The sequence below is a fragment of the Dyella kyungheensis genome (genome assembly GCF_049913195.1).
GTDB classification, from domain to species: Bacteria; Pseudomonadota; Gammaproteobacteria; order Xanthomonadales; family Rhodanobacteraceae; genus Dyella; species Dyella kyungheensis.
Window position 1 is genome coordinate 844,156 of record NZ_CP183983.1, and the last position, 15,691, is coordinate 859,846.

The following is a 15,691-nucleotide window of genomic DNA, read 5'->3' on the forward strand; positions in this document are numbered from 1 at the left end:
AAGGTCCCGGAACCTTTCGGGGCCTTTAGCACTCGTAACACGTGAGTGCTAAGCTGATTCCCTCACAGGAGGTTCCGTCCATGTCTCAAGCTTTGGTGACCGCCAACCTGCCGGTGCCGAGTGTCGTCGGCAGCCTGGATGCCTATATCTCGGCGGTCCACCGTATTCCGGTGCTCAGCCAGGACGAGGAACAGGCGCTGTCGCGCCGTTACAACGAACAGGAAGATCTGGAGTCCGCCCGCAAGCTGGTGATGTCGCACCTGCGTTTCGTGGTGCACGTGGCCCGTGGCTACAGCGGTTATGGCCTGCAGATCGCCGACCTGATCCAGGAAGGCAATATCGGTCTGATGAAGGCCGTGAAGCGTTTCGACCCCGACCAGGGCGTTCGCCTGGTGAGCTTTGCGGTGCACTGGATCCGTGCCGAAATGCACGAGTTCATCCTGCGCAACTGGCGCATCGTCAAGGTCGCCACCACCAAGGCGCAGCGCAAGCTGTTCTTCAACCTGCGCAAGAGCAAGAAGCGCCTGGGCTGGATGAACGCCGAGGAAGTGCGCACGGTGGCGAAGGATCTGGGCGTGCCCGAAGCGACGGTGCGCGAGATGGAATCGCGTCTGTCCGGCCGTGACATCGGTTTCGAAGCCCCGGCGGATGCCGAGGACGATGCCAAGCCGGCACCGGAAGCGTTCCTGATCGACGATGGCGCCGACCCGTACGACAACGTGGCCGATGCCGACCAGGCCGACAACCAGCTCGATACGCTGTCGACCGCGCTGCAGAACCTGGATGAGCGCTCGCGCGACATCATCCAGCGCCGCTGGCTCAACGAAGACAAGGCCACGTTGCAGGATCTTGCGGACGAGTACGGCGTTTCCGCCGAACGCATCCGCCAGGTCGAGGCCAACGCCATGAAGAAGATGCGCGGGCTGTTCGCCGCCTGATCTTCGCTGTAGGCGTAAGATGACCAACGGCCCCTCCAGGGGCCGTTTGGCTTTGCAGGTCATGGCTGACCCGCTTTCCTTCTCAGGACTCTTGTTAGTCAGTGCTCCCATGCCCCGAGTGTTGGTCATCGAAGACGACGAAACGACGGCACGCGAAATCATCGCGGAGCTGAGCGTGCACGGCATGCTGGCCGAGTGGGTGGCCAACGGCCGCGACGGGCTGGCGCAGGCGCTGCAGGGCGATTACGACCTGATCACGCTCGATCGGATGCTGCCCGGCATGGACGGCATCGACGTGGTGGCCGAGTTGCGCCGCGCCGGCAGCGATGCGCCGGTGCTGATGATCAGCGCCCTGAGCGACGTGGACGAACGCGTGCGCGGCCTGCGTGCCGGCGGCGACGATTACCTCACCAAGCCCTTTGCGCCCGACGAGATGTCGGCGCGCGCGGAAGTGCTGCTGCGCCGTCGCCAGCCGCAATCCGTGCAGCGCTTGCGTGTGGCCGATCTCGAACTGGACTTGGTCAGCCACGTGGCCTATCGCGGCGGCCAGCCGCTTACCTTGCTGCCCACCGAATACCGCCTGCTCGAATTCCTGATGCGCAATTCGGGGCAGGTGCTCACCCGCACGATGATCTTCGAGACGGTGTGGGGTTTTCACTTCGACCCCGGCACCAACGTGATCGACGTACATATCGCGCGGCTGCGGCGAAAGATCGATGGCACCGGCCAGCCCGCGTTGATTCATACCGTGCGCGGCACCGGCTACATGCTCTCGGCCGCCAATGAAACTGCTCCGGTGGTGTCATGAACGAACGTCCCAATCGCTGGCATTCGACCACGTCGAGGCTGATCGTCATCTACGGCGCCCTGTTCGTCGTGTGGGGCGCGGTGCTGGTCGGCGTGATCCAGTGGGAAACCACGCGCTACCTCAACAATGTCATCGACCAGATGTTGCAGCAGCGCATGCATTACATCGAATCGACCGATCCGGCGAGGCTTGCCGCCACCGTGGATGCGGCCGCCGCCATAGATCCGCACGGCATCATGTCGGTGGGCCTGTTCGACAAGGACCACCAGCCGGTGGCCGGCAATATCGACCACTTGCCGACCTCGTTGCTGCGCGATGGCCAGGTGCATCTGCTCAAGCACGGCCTGCCGCGTCCCGACCGCGATGCGGAGCGCGTGCGCGCCCGCGGCCTGGCCGCGACGCTGCCGAACGGCGACATCCTGGTCATCGCCAAGGACATCAGCACCATCGATGGCATCGGCACGATCATTCGCCGCGCGCTGCTGTGGGGCATCTCGCTGACCATCATCCCGGGCCTGCTCGGTGGTTTCCTGTTGCGCCGTGGGCCGCAGCGGCGCATCCGCGAGCTGCAGCAGGCGACCGATCCGATTCGCCAGGGCGATCTGTCCAAGCGCTTGCCGATCAGCCGTCGCGAGGACGAGCTCGACCAGCTGGCCGGCATCGTCAACACGATGCTGGGCGAGATCGAGCGACTGATGAACGAAGTGAAGGGCGTGTGCGACAACATCGCGCACGACCTGCGTACGCCGCTGACGCGGTTGCGCGCGCGCCTGTATCGCACGCAGCAGCAGCTGGACGGCGAACCCGAGTCGGCCCTGGTGGAGTCGTGCATCGTCGATATCGACGAAGTGCTGACCCGCTTCCGCGCCTTGCTGCGCGTGTCGGAGCTGGAAGACCGCCATCGCGCCGCGTGCTTCGACGAAGTGGACGTGGGGCAGGTGCTGCGCCAGGTGCACGAGTTCTACGCGCCGGTGGCGGAGGATCGTGGGCAGTCGTTCGAGATCGAGATCCAGTCGCTGTCGCCGGTGCGTGCCGACGCGCACCTGCTGTTCGAAGCGCTGGCGAACCTGGTCGGCAACGCCATCAAGTTCACGCCGTCCGGCGGCAAGGTGAGCCTGCGCGCGAGCATGGACAAGCGCGGCCCGCGCGTGGACGTGATCGACAGCGGCCCCGGCATTCCCGCCGGCGAGCGCGATGCGGTGACGCGCCGCTTCTATCGCGGCGACAACAGCCGTACGACTGGTGGCTCCGGTTTGGGCCTGAGCATCGTCAGTGCGATCGTGCGTCTGCACGGCTATGCGCTCGACATCGGCGACGCCACCAGCAACGGTGCGCGTCTCACCTTGTATTGCTATCCGCTGGCGGCGGACGAAAAAGTGGGCACCTGCCTGTCGCGCTCCGTGCCGGAAGTCACGCCGATGACGGCGTGAGGCAGACGGCGCGGATGAAGAATTCTTCATCTGCTCGCTGACTCGCGCACTTTCCGCACCGCTTGTTTCCCCCACCGTCATTCCGGCGCAGGCCGGGATCCAGTTGCGTCGGTAGTTGGCTTTTGCCACAGGGCAGCCTGCGTGGGGCGGTTCGCGATGACCCGTTGCACCGCAACTGGATTCCGGCCTGCGCCGGAATGACGGTGAGGGGACGGGGGACGGTGAGAGGGTAGGCGGCGTTACGCGCGGGCAGGCGGACTTAAAGCAACATGAAATTATCTTCATGCCTCAGCCCCTATTGGTCGCATCGGGCTCATGAGAAAATTCGCTGCGACGCATCATTTCGCGCACGGAAATCCCCCGCATGCTTGGCATCGTCCGGATCGCGCTCACGCGGCCCTACACGTTTATTGTTTTCGCGCTGACCATTCTCATCTTTGGTGTGATGGCGGCGGCGCGCACGCCCACTGACATCTTTCCGGAGATCAACATCCCGGTGATTGCCGTGTCCTGGCAGTTCACCGGCATGACGCCCGACCAGATGTCCGGCCGCATGAACACGCCGTTCGAACGCGTGCTCACCACGACCGTCAACGACATCGAGCACATCGAGTCGGAGTCGATCAATGGCATGGGCATCACCAAGATCTTCTTCCAGCCGGGCGTGAACATCGCCACGGCGAATGCACAGGTCACCGCGATTGCGCAGACGATCCTGAAGCAGATGCCGGCCGGTGCCACGCCGCCGCTGATCGTCAACTACAACGCGTCCACCGTGCCGATCCTGCAGGTGGCGCTGTCGGGCAAGGGCTTGTCCGAGCAGCAGCTGGGCGACCTTGGCTTGAACCAGTTGCGTCCGCAGCTGGTGACGGTGCCGGGCGCGGCGATTCCCTATCCTTTCGGCGGCAAGACGCGCCAGGTGCAGCTGGACGTGGATCCGGCGGCGCTGCAGGCGCGCGGCCTGTCCACCCAGGATGTGGCGAACGCGCTGGCCAACCAGCAGCAGATCAGCCCGATCGGCACGCAGAAGATCGGCAAGTACGAATACGTGATGGAGCTGAACAACGCGGCCACCCACGTGGACGAACTGGAAGACCTGCCGGTCAAGATGGTCAACGGCACCACGATCTACGTGCGCGACGTGGCCCATGTGCGCGACGGCAATCCGCCGCAGACCAATATCGTGCATGTGGATGGCGTGCGTTCCACGCTGTTGTCGATCCTGAAGAACGGTTCCACTTCCACGCTCACCATCGTGGCGGGCGCGCGACAGAAGCTGGCGGAGATGAAGGATTCGCTGCCGGACAACCTGACGGCGACGCCGATCGGCGACCAGTCGGTGTTCGTGCGTGCGTCGATCGACGGCGTGGTGCGCGAAGGCATCATCGCCGCGGCGCTGACCAGCTTGATGATCCTGTTGTTCCTGGGCAGCTGGCGCTCGACGCTGATCATCACCACCTCGATTCCGCTGGCGGTGCTGGGCTCGGTGTTCACGCTGTCGGCCATCGGCCAGACGCTCAACATCATGACGCTGGGCGGCCTGGCGCTGGCGGTGGGCATCCTGGTGGACGAAGCCACGGTGACCATCGAGAACATCAACTGGCACCTGGAGCAGGGCAAGGACGTCATCACCGCGATCGTCGACGGTTCGGCGCAGATCATCGTGCCGGCGTTCGTCTCGCTGTGCTGCATCTGCATCGTGTTCGTGCCGATGTTCTTCCTGCCCGGCGTAGCACGCTACCTGTTCGTGCCGATGGCGGAGGCGGTGATCTTCGCGATGATCTTCTCCTTCATCCTGTCGCGCACGCTCGTGCTGACCATGGCGAAGTACCTGTTGCAGGCGCATCCGGCAACGGTGGACGAGCACGGCCAGCACATCGAGCAGCCGGCGCCGAAGACGATGCTGGGCCGTTTCCAGCAGGGCTTCGTCAATCGCTTCGAGACTTTCCGCGCAGGCTACAGCGGCGTGCTGAGTCTCGCGTTGGAGAACCGCAAGATCTTCGTGGTGGGCTTCCTCGCCTTCGTACTGTTGTCGTTCGCGCTGTTGCCGGGCCTCGGCAGCAACTTCTTCCCGGATGTGGACGGCGGCCAGATCCTGGTGCACGCCCGCGTGCCGGTGGGTACGCGCGTGGAGACCACGGCGGCGGAGTTCGCGGACATCCAGAAGGCCATTCGCCAGGTGATTCCGCCGGAGGAGCTCGAAGCGATGGTCGACAACATCGGCCAGTATTCCAGTTCGATCAACACGATCTACAACAACACCGGTGAAGTGGGCGAGTCGGACGGCGACATCCAGATCTCGCTGAAGGAAGACCATCATCCGAGCGCGGAATACGTGAAGATCCTGCGCGAGAAACTGCCGCGGCTGTTCCCGGGTACCACCTTCTCGTTCCCGCCGGCCGATATCGTCAGCCAGATCCTGAACTTCGGTTCGCCCGCGCCGATCGACTTGCAGATACGCGGCAGGAGCCTGGAGAAGAACTTCTCGTACGCCAACGAAGTGCTGAACAAGCTTCGCCAGATCCCGGGCGTGGTCGACGCACGACTGCAGCAATCGCAGGCACAGCCGGCCTTCCGGATCGACGTGGATCGCACGCGTGCGCAGCTGCTTGGCCTGACCGAAGCCGACGTGACGAGCAGCCTGATCGCGGATCTTTCCGGTACCGCGCAGGTGGCTCCGACCTACTGGCTCAATCCGGACAACAACGTCACCTACCCGATCTCGGCGCAGGTGCCGCAGTACTCGCTGGATTCGCTGGCGCAGTTGAACAACCTGCCCATCACGGCCAAGAACGGCGGCAATGCGCAGGTGCTGGGCGCGCTGGCGGACATCACCCGCACGCATCGCAACACTATCGTGAGCCAGTACAACATCACCTCGATGGTGGAGATCTACACCGCCATCCAGGGACGCGACCTGGGCGCCGTGGCCGGTGACATCCAGAAGGTGCTGGACGACACCAAGAAGGATCTGCCCAAGGGTGCGAGCGTCGCGCTGCTGGGCCAGGTGCAGACCATGCACGATGCCTACTCGGGCCTGCTGTTCGGCCTGCTCGGTTCGGCGGTGCTGGTGTACCTGCTGATCGTGGTGAACTTCCAGTCGTGGACCGACCCGTTCGTGATCATCACCGCCTTGCCCGCCGCGCTGGCCGGCATCGTGTGGATGCTGTTCGTCACCCATACCACCTTGTCGGTGCCGGCACTCACTGGCGCGATCATGTGCATGGGTGTGGCGACGGCAAACTCGGTGCTGGTGGTGAGCTTCTGCCGCGAGCGCCTGGCTGTCCATGGCGACGCCACGCTCGCCGCGCGCGAAGCAGGCTTCGTACGTTTCCGTCCGGTGCTGATGACCGCGCTGGCCATGATCATCGGCATGGTGCCGATGGCCCTTGGCCTTGGCGACGGCGGCGAGCAGAACGCGCCGCTGGGCCGCGCCGTGATCGGTGGCCTGCTGTTCGCCACCACGGCCACGCTGATCTTCGTTCCCGTCGTCTTTTCCATTGTGCATGCGCGCTACAAGCACGCGCCCGATTCGGCTGGTCATGCCGGAGAACCTGTCCATGTCTGAGCATCTGACTACTCTTCCCGAAGCCAAGCCCTCGCCGCGCCGCCTGCGCCTGGCAGCGGTGATCGCCGCCGCCGTGTTCGGCTCGATCGTGGTGATCGGCGTCGCTACCCGCATCTCCGATGCGCGCACCCTGCATCAGTGGACCGACGAGCAGGCGATCCCCACGGTGGTGATCTCCGAGCCCGAGTCCGCCAACGGCTCCTCGCCGCTGGAACTGCCGGCGCAGATGGACGCATTCACCAATGCGCCGATCTTCGCGCGCACCGGCGGCTATCTGAAGTCGTGGGACAAGGACATCGGTGCAGCGGTGAAGGCGGGCGATGTGCTCGGCACCATCGACACGCCCGATCTGGATCAGCAGCTGCTGCAGGGCCAGGCCGACCTGGCCACCGCCAAGGCCAATGCCGCGCTCGCCGCGACCACCGCCAAGCGCTGGCAGGTGCTGCGCCAGACCGATCCCGATTCGGTCTCGCAGCAGTCGGTGGACCAGTTCAACGGCGATCTGGCGGCCAAGCAGGCGCAGGTCAATGCGTCGCAGGCCAATCTCGATCGACTGAAGGCGCTGAAGTCGTACGCCAAGCTGGTGGCCCCGTTCGACGGCCGCGTGACGGCGCGCAACACCGACGTGGGTGCGCTGATTGCAGCGGATGCCAGCGGTACCGGCACGCCGTTGTTCACCGTTTCCGACACCAGCAAGCTGCGCGTCTATGTGCGCGTGCCGCAGGTGTATGCGCCAGCGATCCATCGTGGCGACGAGGCCACGCTGACGGTGCCGGAGTATCCGGGCAAGTCGTTCACCGCCAAGGTCGAAGCCGATGCGCGCGCGATCACGCCGACCTCCGGCACCACGCTGGTGCAGCTGCTGGTGGACAACCCCGACGGCAAGCTGCTGCCCAGCAGCTATGCGAGCGTGAGCTTCAAGATCGGTTCGGGTGCGCTGGGCCTGCGCCTGCCGGCCGAAGCGCTGATCTTCGACGAAAAGGGCCTGCACGTCGCCACGCTGGACGCGAGCGATCACGTGCACTTCAAGACGGTCACCATTCGTCGCGATTACGGCAAGACCATTGAAGTGGGCTCGGGCCTGGTGGCGAATGATCGCGTGATCATCAACCCGCCGGACGGCCTGGCCGACGGCGACGAAGTGCGCATTGCCAAGAACCCGCAGCAGGCGGCCAAGCCCCATGACAAAGCCTAAAAGCATCGCCGCCACCATTGCGGCCACGCTGGCGCTGGGCGCGTGCTCGCTGGCGCCGACGTACAAGCCGCCGGAAGCGCCGGTGGCCGAGCACTACCAGTCCGCCGGTCCCTGGACCACGGCGCAGCCGTCCGATCAGCTGCCGCGCGAAGGTTGGTGGAAGCTCTACGGCGACGAGCGCCTCAACGGTCTCGAGCAGCAGCTGCTCGACCACAACGCCGATCTCGCCGCCGCATTCGCAAGCTACCAGCAGTCGCGCGATTTCCTTGCGCAGGTGCGCGCCGACCTGTTTCCGCAGGTGTCGGTGGGTGCCGGTGCGCAGCGTGATCGCGCTTCGCTGACCTCGCCGCTGCACGGCGTCACCTCGCCCAAGTACTACGACCTGTACTCCGCGCAGGCGCAGGCATCGTACGAAGTGGACCTGTGGGGCCGCGTGCGCGACAACGTGGCGGCCGGCCGTGCCTCGATGCAGGCCTCGGCGGCGGATCTCGCCTCGGTGCGCCTGAGTCTCGAAGCCTCGCTCGCCGACAGCTATCTGCAGCTGTTGGGCGTGGATCGGCAGATCGACCTGCTGCAGAGCACGGTCGATGCCTACCAGCGTGCCTTGCAGCTCACCACGACGCTGCACGCCGGCGGCGCGGTGTCGGGTCTCGATGTGGATCGTGCGCAGACGCAGTTGTCCGCCACGCGTTCGCAACTGTCGCAGACCAAGGCGCAGCGCGACCTGCTGCAGCATGCCATCGCGGTACTGGTGGGGCAGCCCGCTTCCAGTTTCACGCTGGAGGCGAAGACCGACCTGCCGAACCTGCCGGTGATCCCGACCGGTTTGCCGTCGACCTTGCTTGAGCGTCGCCCCGACATTGCCGCCGCCGAGCGCCGCACCGCGGAAGCGAATGCGCAGATCGGCGTGGCCCGTTCCGCGTTCTTTCCGGCGCTTACGCTGGGCGCCAACGGCGGTTACACCAGCGGTGCCTGGGGCAACCTGCTGACGGCGCCGAGTCAATTGTGGGCGCTGGGTCCGAATCTGCTGATGACCGTGTTCGATGGTGGCCGCCGTCGTGCGCAGGTAGCGTCGGCGCATGCGGCGTTCGACGAAGCCAGTGCGAATTATCGCGGCACGGTACTGAGTGCCTTCCAGCAAGTGGAAGACAACCAGTCGCTGCTGACCAACTTCGGCAATGCGCTGGTGGACCAGAACGACGCGACCAACGCGGCCGACAAGACGCTGAAGCTTTCCACCGCGCTGTACAAGCAGGGTGCCAACAGCTATCTCGACGTAGTGACGGCGCAGGTGGATTCGCTCAATGCGCATCTGGGCTTGCTGTCGCTGCAGACGAATCAGCTGCGGGCAAGCGTGCAGTTGGTGCGGGCGTTGGGCGGCGGATGGTCGGGCGATGAGATTGCGCCGGATCATCTGGCGGCGGATGCGAAGGCGCGCGGGATCAAGTAAGCCCGCGCGTTGATTGTAGGAGCGCACCCTGTGCGCGACTCGATCGGAGCGTAGAGGCAAGATCGTGTCGCGCACAGGGAGCGCTCCCACAGGCGGCTCCGCACAAAAAAAGCCCCGGTTTTCCGGGGCTTTTTGCATGAAGAACGGCGCGTACGATCAGCCGCCCAACTTCTCCGTCAGTATCTTCTCCAGCTTGCGCTGGTCTACGGCGAACTTGCGGATGCCGTCGGCCAGCTTGTCGGTGGCCATCGCATCTTCGTTGTGGCCCCAGCGGAACTGCGCTTCGGTGATCGGCGTGGGGGCTGGCTTGGTCGCGCCGGTGTCGTTGAGCGCACGCGGCAGCGACGAGGTGTCGTGGTCGAGCTTTTCCAGCAGGTCGGGGCTGATGGTGAGGCGGTCGCAGCCGGCGAGGGCCTGGATCTGGCCGACGTTGCGGAAGCTGGCTCCCATCACCACGGTCTTGAAGCCGTGTTCCTTGTACCAGGCGTAGATGCGGCGAACCGACTTCACGCCCGGATCGTCCTCAGGCGCATAGCTCTTGGTGTCGGTGTTGGCGACGTACCAGTCCATGATGCGGCCGACGAACGGCGAGATCAGGAATACACCGGCTTCCGCACAGGCCACTGCCTGTTCGAACGAGAACAGCAGGGTGAGGTTGCAGTTGATGCCGCGCTTCTCCAGCTGCTCCGCCGCGCGGATGCCTTCCCAGGTGGAGGCCAGCTTGATCAGGATGCGGTCGCGCTTCACGCCGTGTTCTTCGTACAGGCCCACCAGGCGCTCGGCCTTGGCGATGGAGGCATTCACGTCGAACGACAGGCGCGCATCCACTTCGGTGGAGACGCGGCCCGGCACGATGTCCAGGATCTTGCGACCCACCGCCACGGCGAGATGATCGCTGGCGTCGACCACCTGCTGTTCGCGCGTGTTGCTCTTGCCCTTGGCCCAGGCCACCGATTCGTCGATCAGCGGTCCGAACTTGGGATTTTCGATGGCCTTGAGCAACAGCGACGGATTGGTGGTGGCGTCCACCGGCTTCCAGCGGGCGATGGCTTCGAGATCGCCAGTATCGGCGACGACGGTGGTGTACTGGCGCAGTTGTTCGAGTTGGGAAGACACGGCGGTATCCGGGAAGGAAAAAGGAGATTCTCCACCTTACGGGCCGCGGGGCAAAGACGGTGTGTTCGTTCGCTCATCCGTGCCCGTCACAATGCGGGCGTGGCGCTGGTAGGTCCAATACGCCCAGGCCCAGTCCAGCATCACCACCAGGCGGTTGCGGAAGCCGATCAGGAAGGCGATGTGGGCGATCAGCCAGACCCACCAGGCCAGCAGGCCGGAGAGTTTCACGCGTCCGAACTGGGCCACCGCGGCCATGCGGCCGATGGTGGCGAGCGAACCGTCGTCGCGATAGCGGAAGGGCGGGGTGCCCGTCTCGCCGCGCCAGTGCGCCTTGAGTGCGAGGGCGGCGTGGCGTCCCATTTGCTTGGCCGCGGGCGCGACGCCAGGCACGGGTCTGCCGTCGGCCTGCTGCACGCTCGCCAGGTCGCCGATCACGAAGACCTCCGGATGCCCGGGCAGGCTGAGATCGGGCGAGACCTGCACGCGTCCGGCGCGGTCCACCGGGGCGCCCAACCGGCGACCCAGCGGTGAAGCGGCGACACCGGCGGCCCACAGCACGGTGCGCGCGGGATACGGCGTATCGGCGAGCATCACGCCGTGCTCGTCGATGGCGGTGACGGCGGTATTCAGGCGCACCTGCACGCCAAGCTTTTCCAGCTGGCGACGGGCTTTTTCGGTGAGGTCGGGGGCGAACGCCGGCAGCAGTTTCGGTCCCGCTTCCACCAGCAGGATGTTGGCCTTGCGCGGATCGGCGCGGCGAAACTCGCGCGGCAACGTATGTCGTGCAATTTCCGCCAGCGTGCCGGCCAGTTCCACGCCGGTGGCGCCGCCTCCTACGACGACGAAGTTCAGCCACGCCTGCCGTTGCGCCGGATCTTCCTCGCGCTCGGCGCGTTCGAACGCAAGCAGCACGCGGCGGCGGATGGTGAAGGCATCCTCCAGCGTCTTCAGGCCCGGTGCGTAACGTTCCCACTCGTCGTGACCGAAGTAGGCGTGCGTGGCGCCGGTGGCGACGATCAAGGCGTCGTACGGCAGTTCGCCTTGCGCGAGATGCACGATGCGGCGCTCGAGATCGACGTCGAGTGCTTCGTCCATCAGCACGGTGACGTGCTTGTCCTTCTGCAGGATCTGGCGCAGCGGCGCGGCGATGGACGGTGCGGAAAGCCCCGCCGTGGCGACCTGATAGAGCAGCGGCTGGAACAGATGATGGTTGCGGCGGTCGATCAGCGTGACGCGCACATTCGCATCGGCCAGTTCGCGCGCGGCCGCGAGGCCACCGAAACCGCCGCCGAGAATGACGACATGGCGAAGGGAGTCTGACGTTGCGTTGCCTTCCATGTGATGCTCCTTGCAAAAGTGAGAATCATTGAAGGTCTCGTTCGTCGTCCGCGGTCAGTAGAGATCGATGGGATCGACGTCGAGCGACCAACGCACGCGGCGCGCCGAAGGCAGCGCCGACAATGCGGGATACCAAGGCCGCAGTGCGCCATGCAGCGCGCTGCGCGTATCAGCTTCGATCAACAGCTGGCCGCGATGGCGCCCCGCGCGCAGCGGCATCGGTGCGGGCATCGGCCCCGCCAGTTGCAGCGGCAAACCGGCGAGCGCCTGCGCCGCTTCGCCGAGAAACGCGTCCACATGGTCGCGCTGGTGTGCATCGGCACGCAACAACACCTGATGGCCGAAGGGCGGCAACTGTATGCTGCGACGCTCATCCAGCAAGCTGATGGCGGCTGCCGCATAGCCTTGCGCGAGCAACTGGCGCAGCAAGGGATGGTCGGGATGATGGGTCTGCAGCAGCACACGGCCTGGCTTTTTCGCGCGCCCGGCGCGGCCGGCGACTTGCACCACCAGTTGCGCCAGTCGTTCGCTGGCGCGGAAATCCACGCTGAGCAGGCCTTCATCCACGCCGACGATGGCCACCAGGGTGAGATTGGGAAGGTCGTGGCCCTTGGCCAGCATCTGTGTGCCGACCAGGATGGCGGGTTTGTCCTCGTGCAGGCCTTCCAGCAAATGCTCGAAGGCATCGCGGCGACGGGTGGTCTCGCGATCGATGCGCAGCACCGGCACGTCGGGAAACTGCGCGGTCAATGCTTCTTCGAGTCGCTCGGTGCCCTGTCCCTGCGGCTTGAGATCGGGCGCCGCGCACGACGGGCATTGTGCCGGCACGCGCGCGGTGGCATCGCAGTGATGGCAGATCAGCACGCGACGCCCTGCGTGCAACGTCATCGGGTGTTCGCAGCGCGGGCATTCCGCATGCCAGCCGCAGCTATAACAAAGCAGCACGGGTGCGTAGCCGCGGCGATTGCGGAACACCAGCACCTGTTCGCCGCGCGCCACGGTGTCGCCCACCGCGGCCAACAGGGCGGGGGACAAGCCGTGGTCGAGGCGTTGCGCGCGCATGTCGACGATCTGCACCTGCGGCGCGCGGATCGCGCCCGGACGTGCGCGCAGGTGCAAGGCGCGATAGCGTCCGGCCTGCACGTTCGCCAGCGATTCCAGCGACGGCGTGGCCGAACCGAGCACCACCGGAACGTTCAGTGCGCGGCCGCGCAGGATGGCCAGGTCGCGTGCGTGATAGCGGAAACCTTCCTGCTGCTTGTACGCGCTGTCGTGTTCCTCGTCGACCACGATCAGGCCGGCGTGCGGCAGCGGCGTGAAGATGGCCGAGCGCGTGCCCAGGATCACCTTCGCCTCGCCGGAGCGTGCCCGCAGCCAGGCACGCGCGCGATCACCCTCGGCGAGATTGGAATGCAGCACCTGCACGACGACGCCCAGGCGCTCGCGCAGGCGACGCACGGTCTGCGGCGCCAGTCCGATCTCCGGCACCAGCAGCAGGGCCTGCTTGCCTTGGGCGAGCACCTTTTCGATCAGCGCGAGATACACCTCGGTCTTGCCGCTGCCGGTGACGCCATCGAGCAGGAACGGCTGGAAACGCCCGAGGGATTCGCCGATCGCTTCGACTGCCTGCTGTTGCTCATCGCTCAGCGACGGCGCTTCGGTGACGCGCGGCGGCTCGATGGCCTGGGCCTGGGTGCGTTCGATCAATCCGGCCTGGTCGAGTCGACGGGCCGCGTCGCGCCAGCCGGGCAGCATCTCATGCAGCAGGTCGGCCGTTTGCGGTCCGCGCGCCAGCGCGTCGAGCAGCGCACGGCTGCCGCCACGACGGCTTCCCGCGTCGAGCGCACTGCGGCCGGCGGCGGTGAGCGCCCAGGCTTCTTCGTGCAAGTCGGGAAGCGGGCGCTCTTCGCGCAAGGCCAGCGGCAGCGCGTTGGCGTACGCCTCGCCAGGTGCGCCCAGCCAATAGTCGGCGGCGCGGGCGAGGGTGGCCATCAATTCGGCGTCGAGCAGGGGAGCGTCATCGAGCACCTGCAGCACACGCTTGAGTCGGGCGTTGCCCACGGCGGATTCCACTTGGGCTTCCACCACCACGCCCACCGCCTTGCCCTTGCCGAACGGCACCAGCACACGGCTGCCCGGCACCGCTTCGCCACTGGCCGGCGGCAGGTAGTCGAACAGGGTGGGCAGGGGAACCGGCAGGGCGACGCGAAGGACAGCGGGCATGGATACCTCTCGGTACGACAGTGTAACCGGGCCGTTCCACCCTGCGGGATTCCAGCCGGGTGAAATGGTCCGCGAGGGGGTTTGGCGGGCCGCTCGGCGGCTTGGAGGTGGTTGCTGCCCTGTCATCTAGGAAAGGGTGCTAAGTGACTCTTGGCAGGGGGCTTTTGGCGTTATCCACAAGGTCTGTGGATAACTCTGTGGATGGTCCGTTGAGGGAGGCCTCTAAGGCGCATGAAAACGCCCTTCCGTACGCGCTGTTCAAGTTTTAGCCAGCCCAAAAACACCCATAAATACAGTGACTTGAATTTGCTGCTTGGCTAGTGTTCATGCAACTGCCACAGGCCGGAGACCTGTCTTGACAGTCATGTGACGCTGTGCAAAACCCCGCTCGAATGCGCTTTCAGGCTGTCCCGAAACGGCGCCGCTGCGCGATTTGTGTGTGATTTGTGTCACAGAAGGCGAGCGCCGTGGTGGGTCAGTTCATCATGCCCAGCACGGCGGCAAAGGCGAGCGCGAAACAGGCCAGGAAGGTGTAGCACCAGCCCACGAACAGGTACTTCACCCAGGTCATGAACCAGCCCTGCCGGTAGACCCGCTTCTGCATCAGCAGCAGGTAGATCAGCGACCAGACCCATAGGGCCCATAGCAGCGTGCGCAGGGGGATGTTCAACCAGGCGGCATGCGGTACCAGCCAGCCGTGCAGCATGTAGATCAGCATGCCCAGCAGCAGGCTCAGGAATAGGAAGGCGTGGCTATGCAGCGCCACGATCAGGTGTTCCATGTAGAGCCGGCGCTTGAAGATGTAGGTGATCTTCAGCAGCAGGGCGAACAGCGGCATCAGCACGAACATGGTCTGCGGCAACACGTGGAATACCGAGGCCACGATGCGCTCCTGCGCTTCCTGGCCTTGCTCGCCGCCGTTCATGACGGCGCGGACGTTGCTCTGCGCGCGCGCCATCGAGCGGTTGAAGCTGTGGTTGAGCGATTGCGGCAACCACGCTATCTCGATGGCGGGCAGGTCGGTCAGGTTGCTATGCCCTTCGGTCGGGGCAGGCATCGGCAGCGCCTTCAGTTCCACCAGGCGGTGATTGGCGTGGTCGCGCTCGATCTCCACCAGCTTGTTGTATTTCTTCTTGCCGGTGCCCTGCTGATTGTGGGCCTTGAGCAATTCGTCGCTTGCCTGCGCGAAGTGCGCGCGCACGGCGTCGGGCGTAGTGTCCGCCGCGTATTGCGCCGTGCCTTGGCCCGATTCGTCGCCGAAGTGCAGGATGTCCATGCTGCCCACCACCAGGTGGCACATGAAGAACGCCAGCAGCGACAACACGAACATCAGGCGGAACGGCGCCACGTAGCGCTGGCGGCGGCCTGAGAAGTACTCGAGGGTGAGAAAGCCCGGTCGCAGGAACAGCGGCGGAAGCGTGTGGATCACGCGGCCGTCCACGTGCAGCACCATGTCCAGCGTGTCTTCCACCATGTGATGCATGGGGCGCAGCACGGTGTGGATGGACTGCCCGCATTCGTGGCAGAACTCACCCTGCATCGGCGCACTGCAATTGGCGCAATGCACGCCTTCGAACGACACGATTTCCTTCTTCATGCGCCTCCCCTAGCGGAATCAGCGGGCG

General features: G+C 65.3%; 10 protein-coding genes. 6 read left to right on the top strand and 4 right to left on the bottom strand.

Annotated features, from left to right (window positions below; genetic code table 11):
* The first annotated feature begins 80 nt into the window (after nt 1-80).
* The 6 genes from rpoH (at nt 81) to ACN9MB_RS03595 (ending at nt 9,389) form a co-directional block, all read left to right on the top strand.
* The gene (gene rpoH / locus ACN9MB_RS03570) at nt 81-938 is read left to right on the top strand and encodes an RNA polymerase sigma factor RpoH (RefSeq protein WP_204635995.1); all 858 of its coding nucleotides are present in this window, start codon (nt 81-83) and stop codon (nt 936-938) included.
* A 109-nt stretch (nt 939-1,047) separates the two neighbouring features.
* A complete protein-coding gene (locus tag ACN9MB_RS03575) occupies nt 1,048-1,746 on the top strand; it encodes a response regulator transcription factor (protein ID WP_204635996.1) in 699 nt (232 codons plus the stop codon).
* Nucleotides 1,743-3,176, top strand: coding sequence for a sensor histidine kinase (locus ACN9MB_RS03580; protein ID WP_204635997.1), 1,434 nt, complete (start codon nt 1,743-1,745; stop codon nt 3,174-3,176). Before ACN9MB_RS03575 ends, ACN9MB_RS03580 begins: the two co-directional genes overlap by 4 nt.
* Nucleotides 3,177-3,540: 364 nt before the next feature.
* Nucleotides 3,541-6,744, top strand: a complete 3,204-nt coding sequence (locus ACN9MB_RS03585; protein ID WP_204635998.1) for an efflux RND transporter permease subunit — start codon at nt 3,541-3,543, stop codon at nt 6,742-6,744.
* A complete protein-coding gene (locus tag ACN9MB_RS03590) occupies nt 6,737-7,939 on the top strand; it encodes an efflux RND transporter periplasmic adaptor subunit (RefSeq protein WP_239535651.1) in 1,203 nt (400 codons plus the stop codon). The genes ACN9MB_RS03585 and ACN9MB_RS03590 overlap by 8 nt, the downstream gene beginning before the upstream one ends.
* Nucleotides 7,926-9,389 carry an efflux transporter outer membrane subunit gene (locus ACN9MB_RS03595; RefSeq protein ID WP_204636000.1) on the top strand — a complete coding sequence of 488 codons (1,464 nt, stop codon included), beginning with the start codon at nt 7,926-7,928 and terminating at the stop codon, nt 9,387-9,389. The genes ACN9MB_RS03590 and ACN9MB_RS03595 overlap by 14 nt, the downstream gene beginning before the upstream one ends.
* A gap of 156 nt (nt 9,390-9,545) precedes the next feature.
* Here the strand turns inward: ACN9MB_RS03595 and tal are convergent, their stop codons facing one another.
* From tal to ACN9MB_RS03615, 4 genes are all read right to left on the bottom strand, one after another.
* A complete protein-coding gene (gene tal / locus ACN9MB_RS03600) occupies nt 9,546-10,505 on the bottom strand; it encodes a transaldolase (protein ID WP_204636001.1) in 960 nt (319 codons plus the stop codon).
* Nucleotides 10,506-10,541: 36 nt separating this feature from the next.
* Nucleotides 10,542-11,843, bottom strand: coding sequence for an NAD(P)/FAD-dependent oxidoreductase (locus ACN9MB_RS03605; RefSeq protein ID WP_426270806.1), 1,302 nt, complete (start codon nt 11,841-11,843; stop codon nt 10,542-10,544).
* Nucleotides 11,844-11,897: 54 nt separating this feature from the next.
* Entirely contained in the window at nt 11,898-14,066 is a 2,169-nt protein-coding gene (locus ACN9MB_RS03610) for a primosomal protein N' (RefSeq protein WP_426270807.1), read from the bottom strand.
* 475 nt (nt 14,067-14,541) lie between these two features.
* The gene (locus ACN9MB_RS03615; protein ID WP_204636004.1) at nt 14,542-15,663 is read right to left on the bottom strand and encodes a DUF3667 domain-containing protein; all 1,122 of its coding nucleotides are present in this window, start codon (nt 15,661-15,663) and stop codon (nt 14,542-14,544) included.
* Between the last annotated feature and the right edge of the window lie 28 nt (nt 15,664-15,691).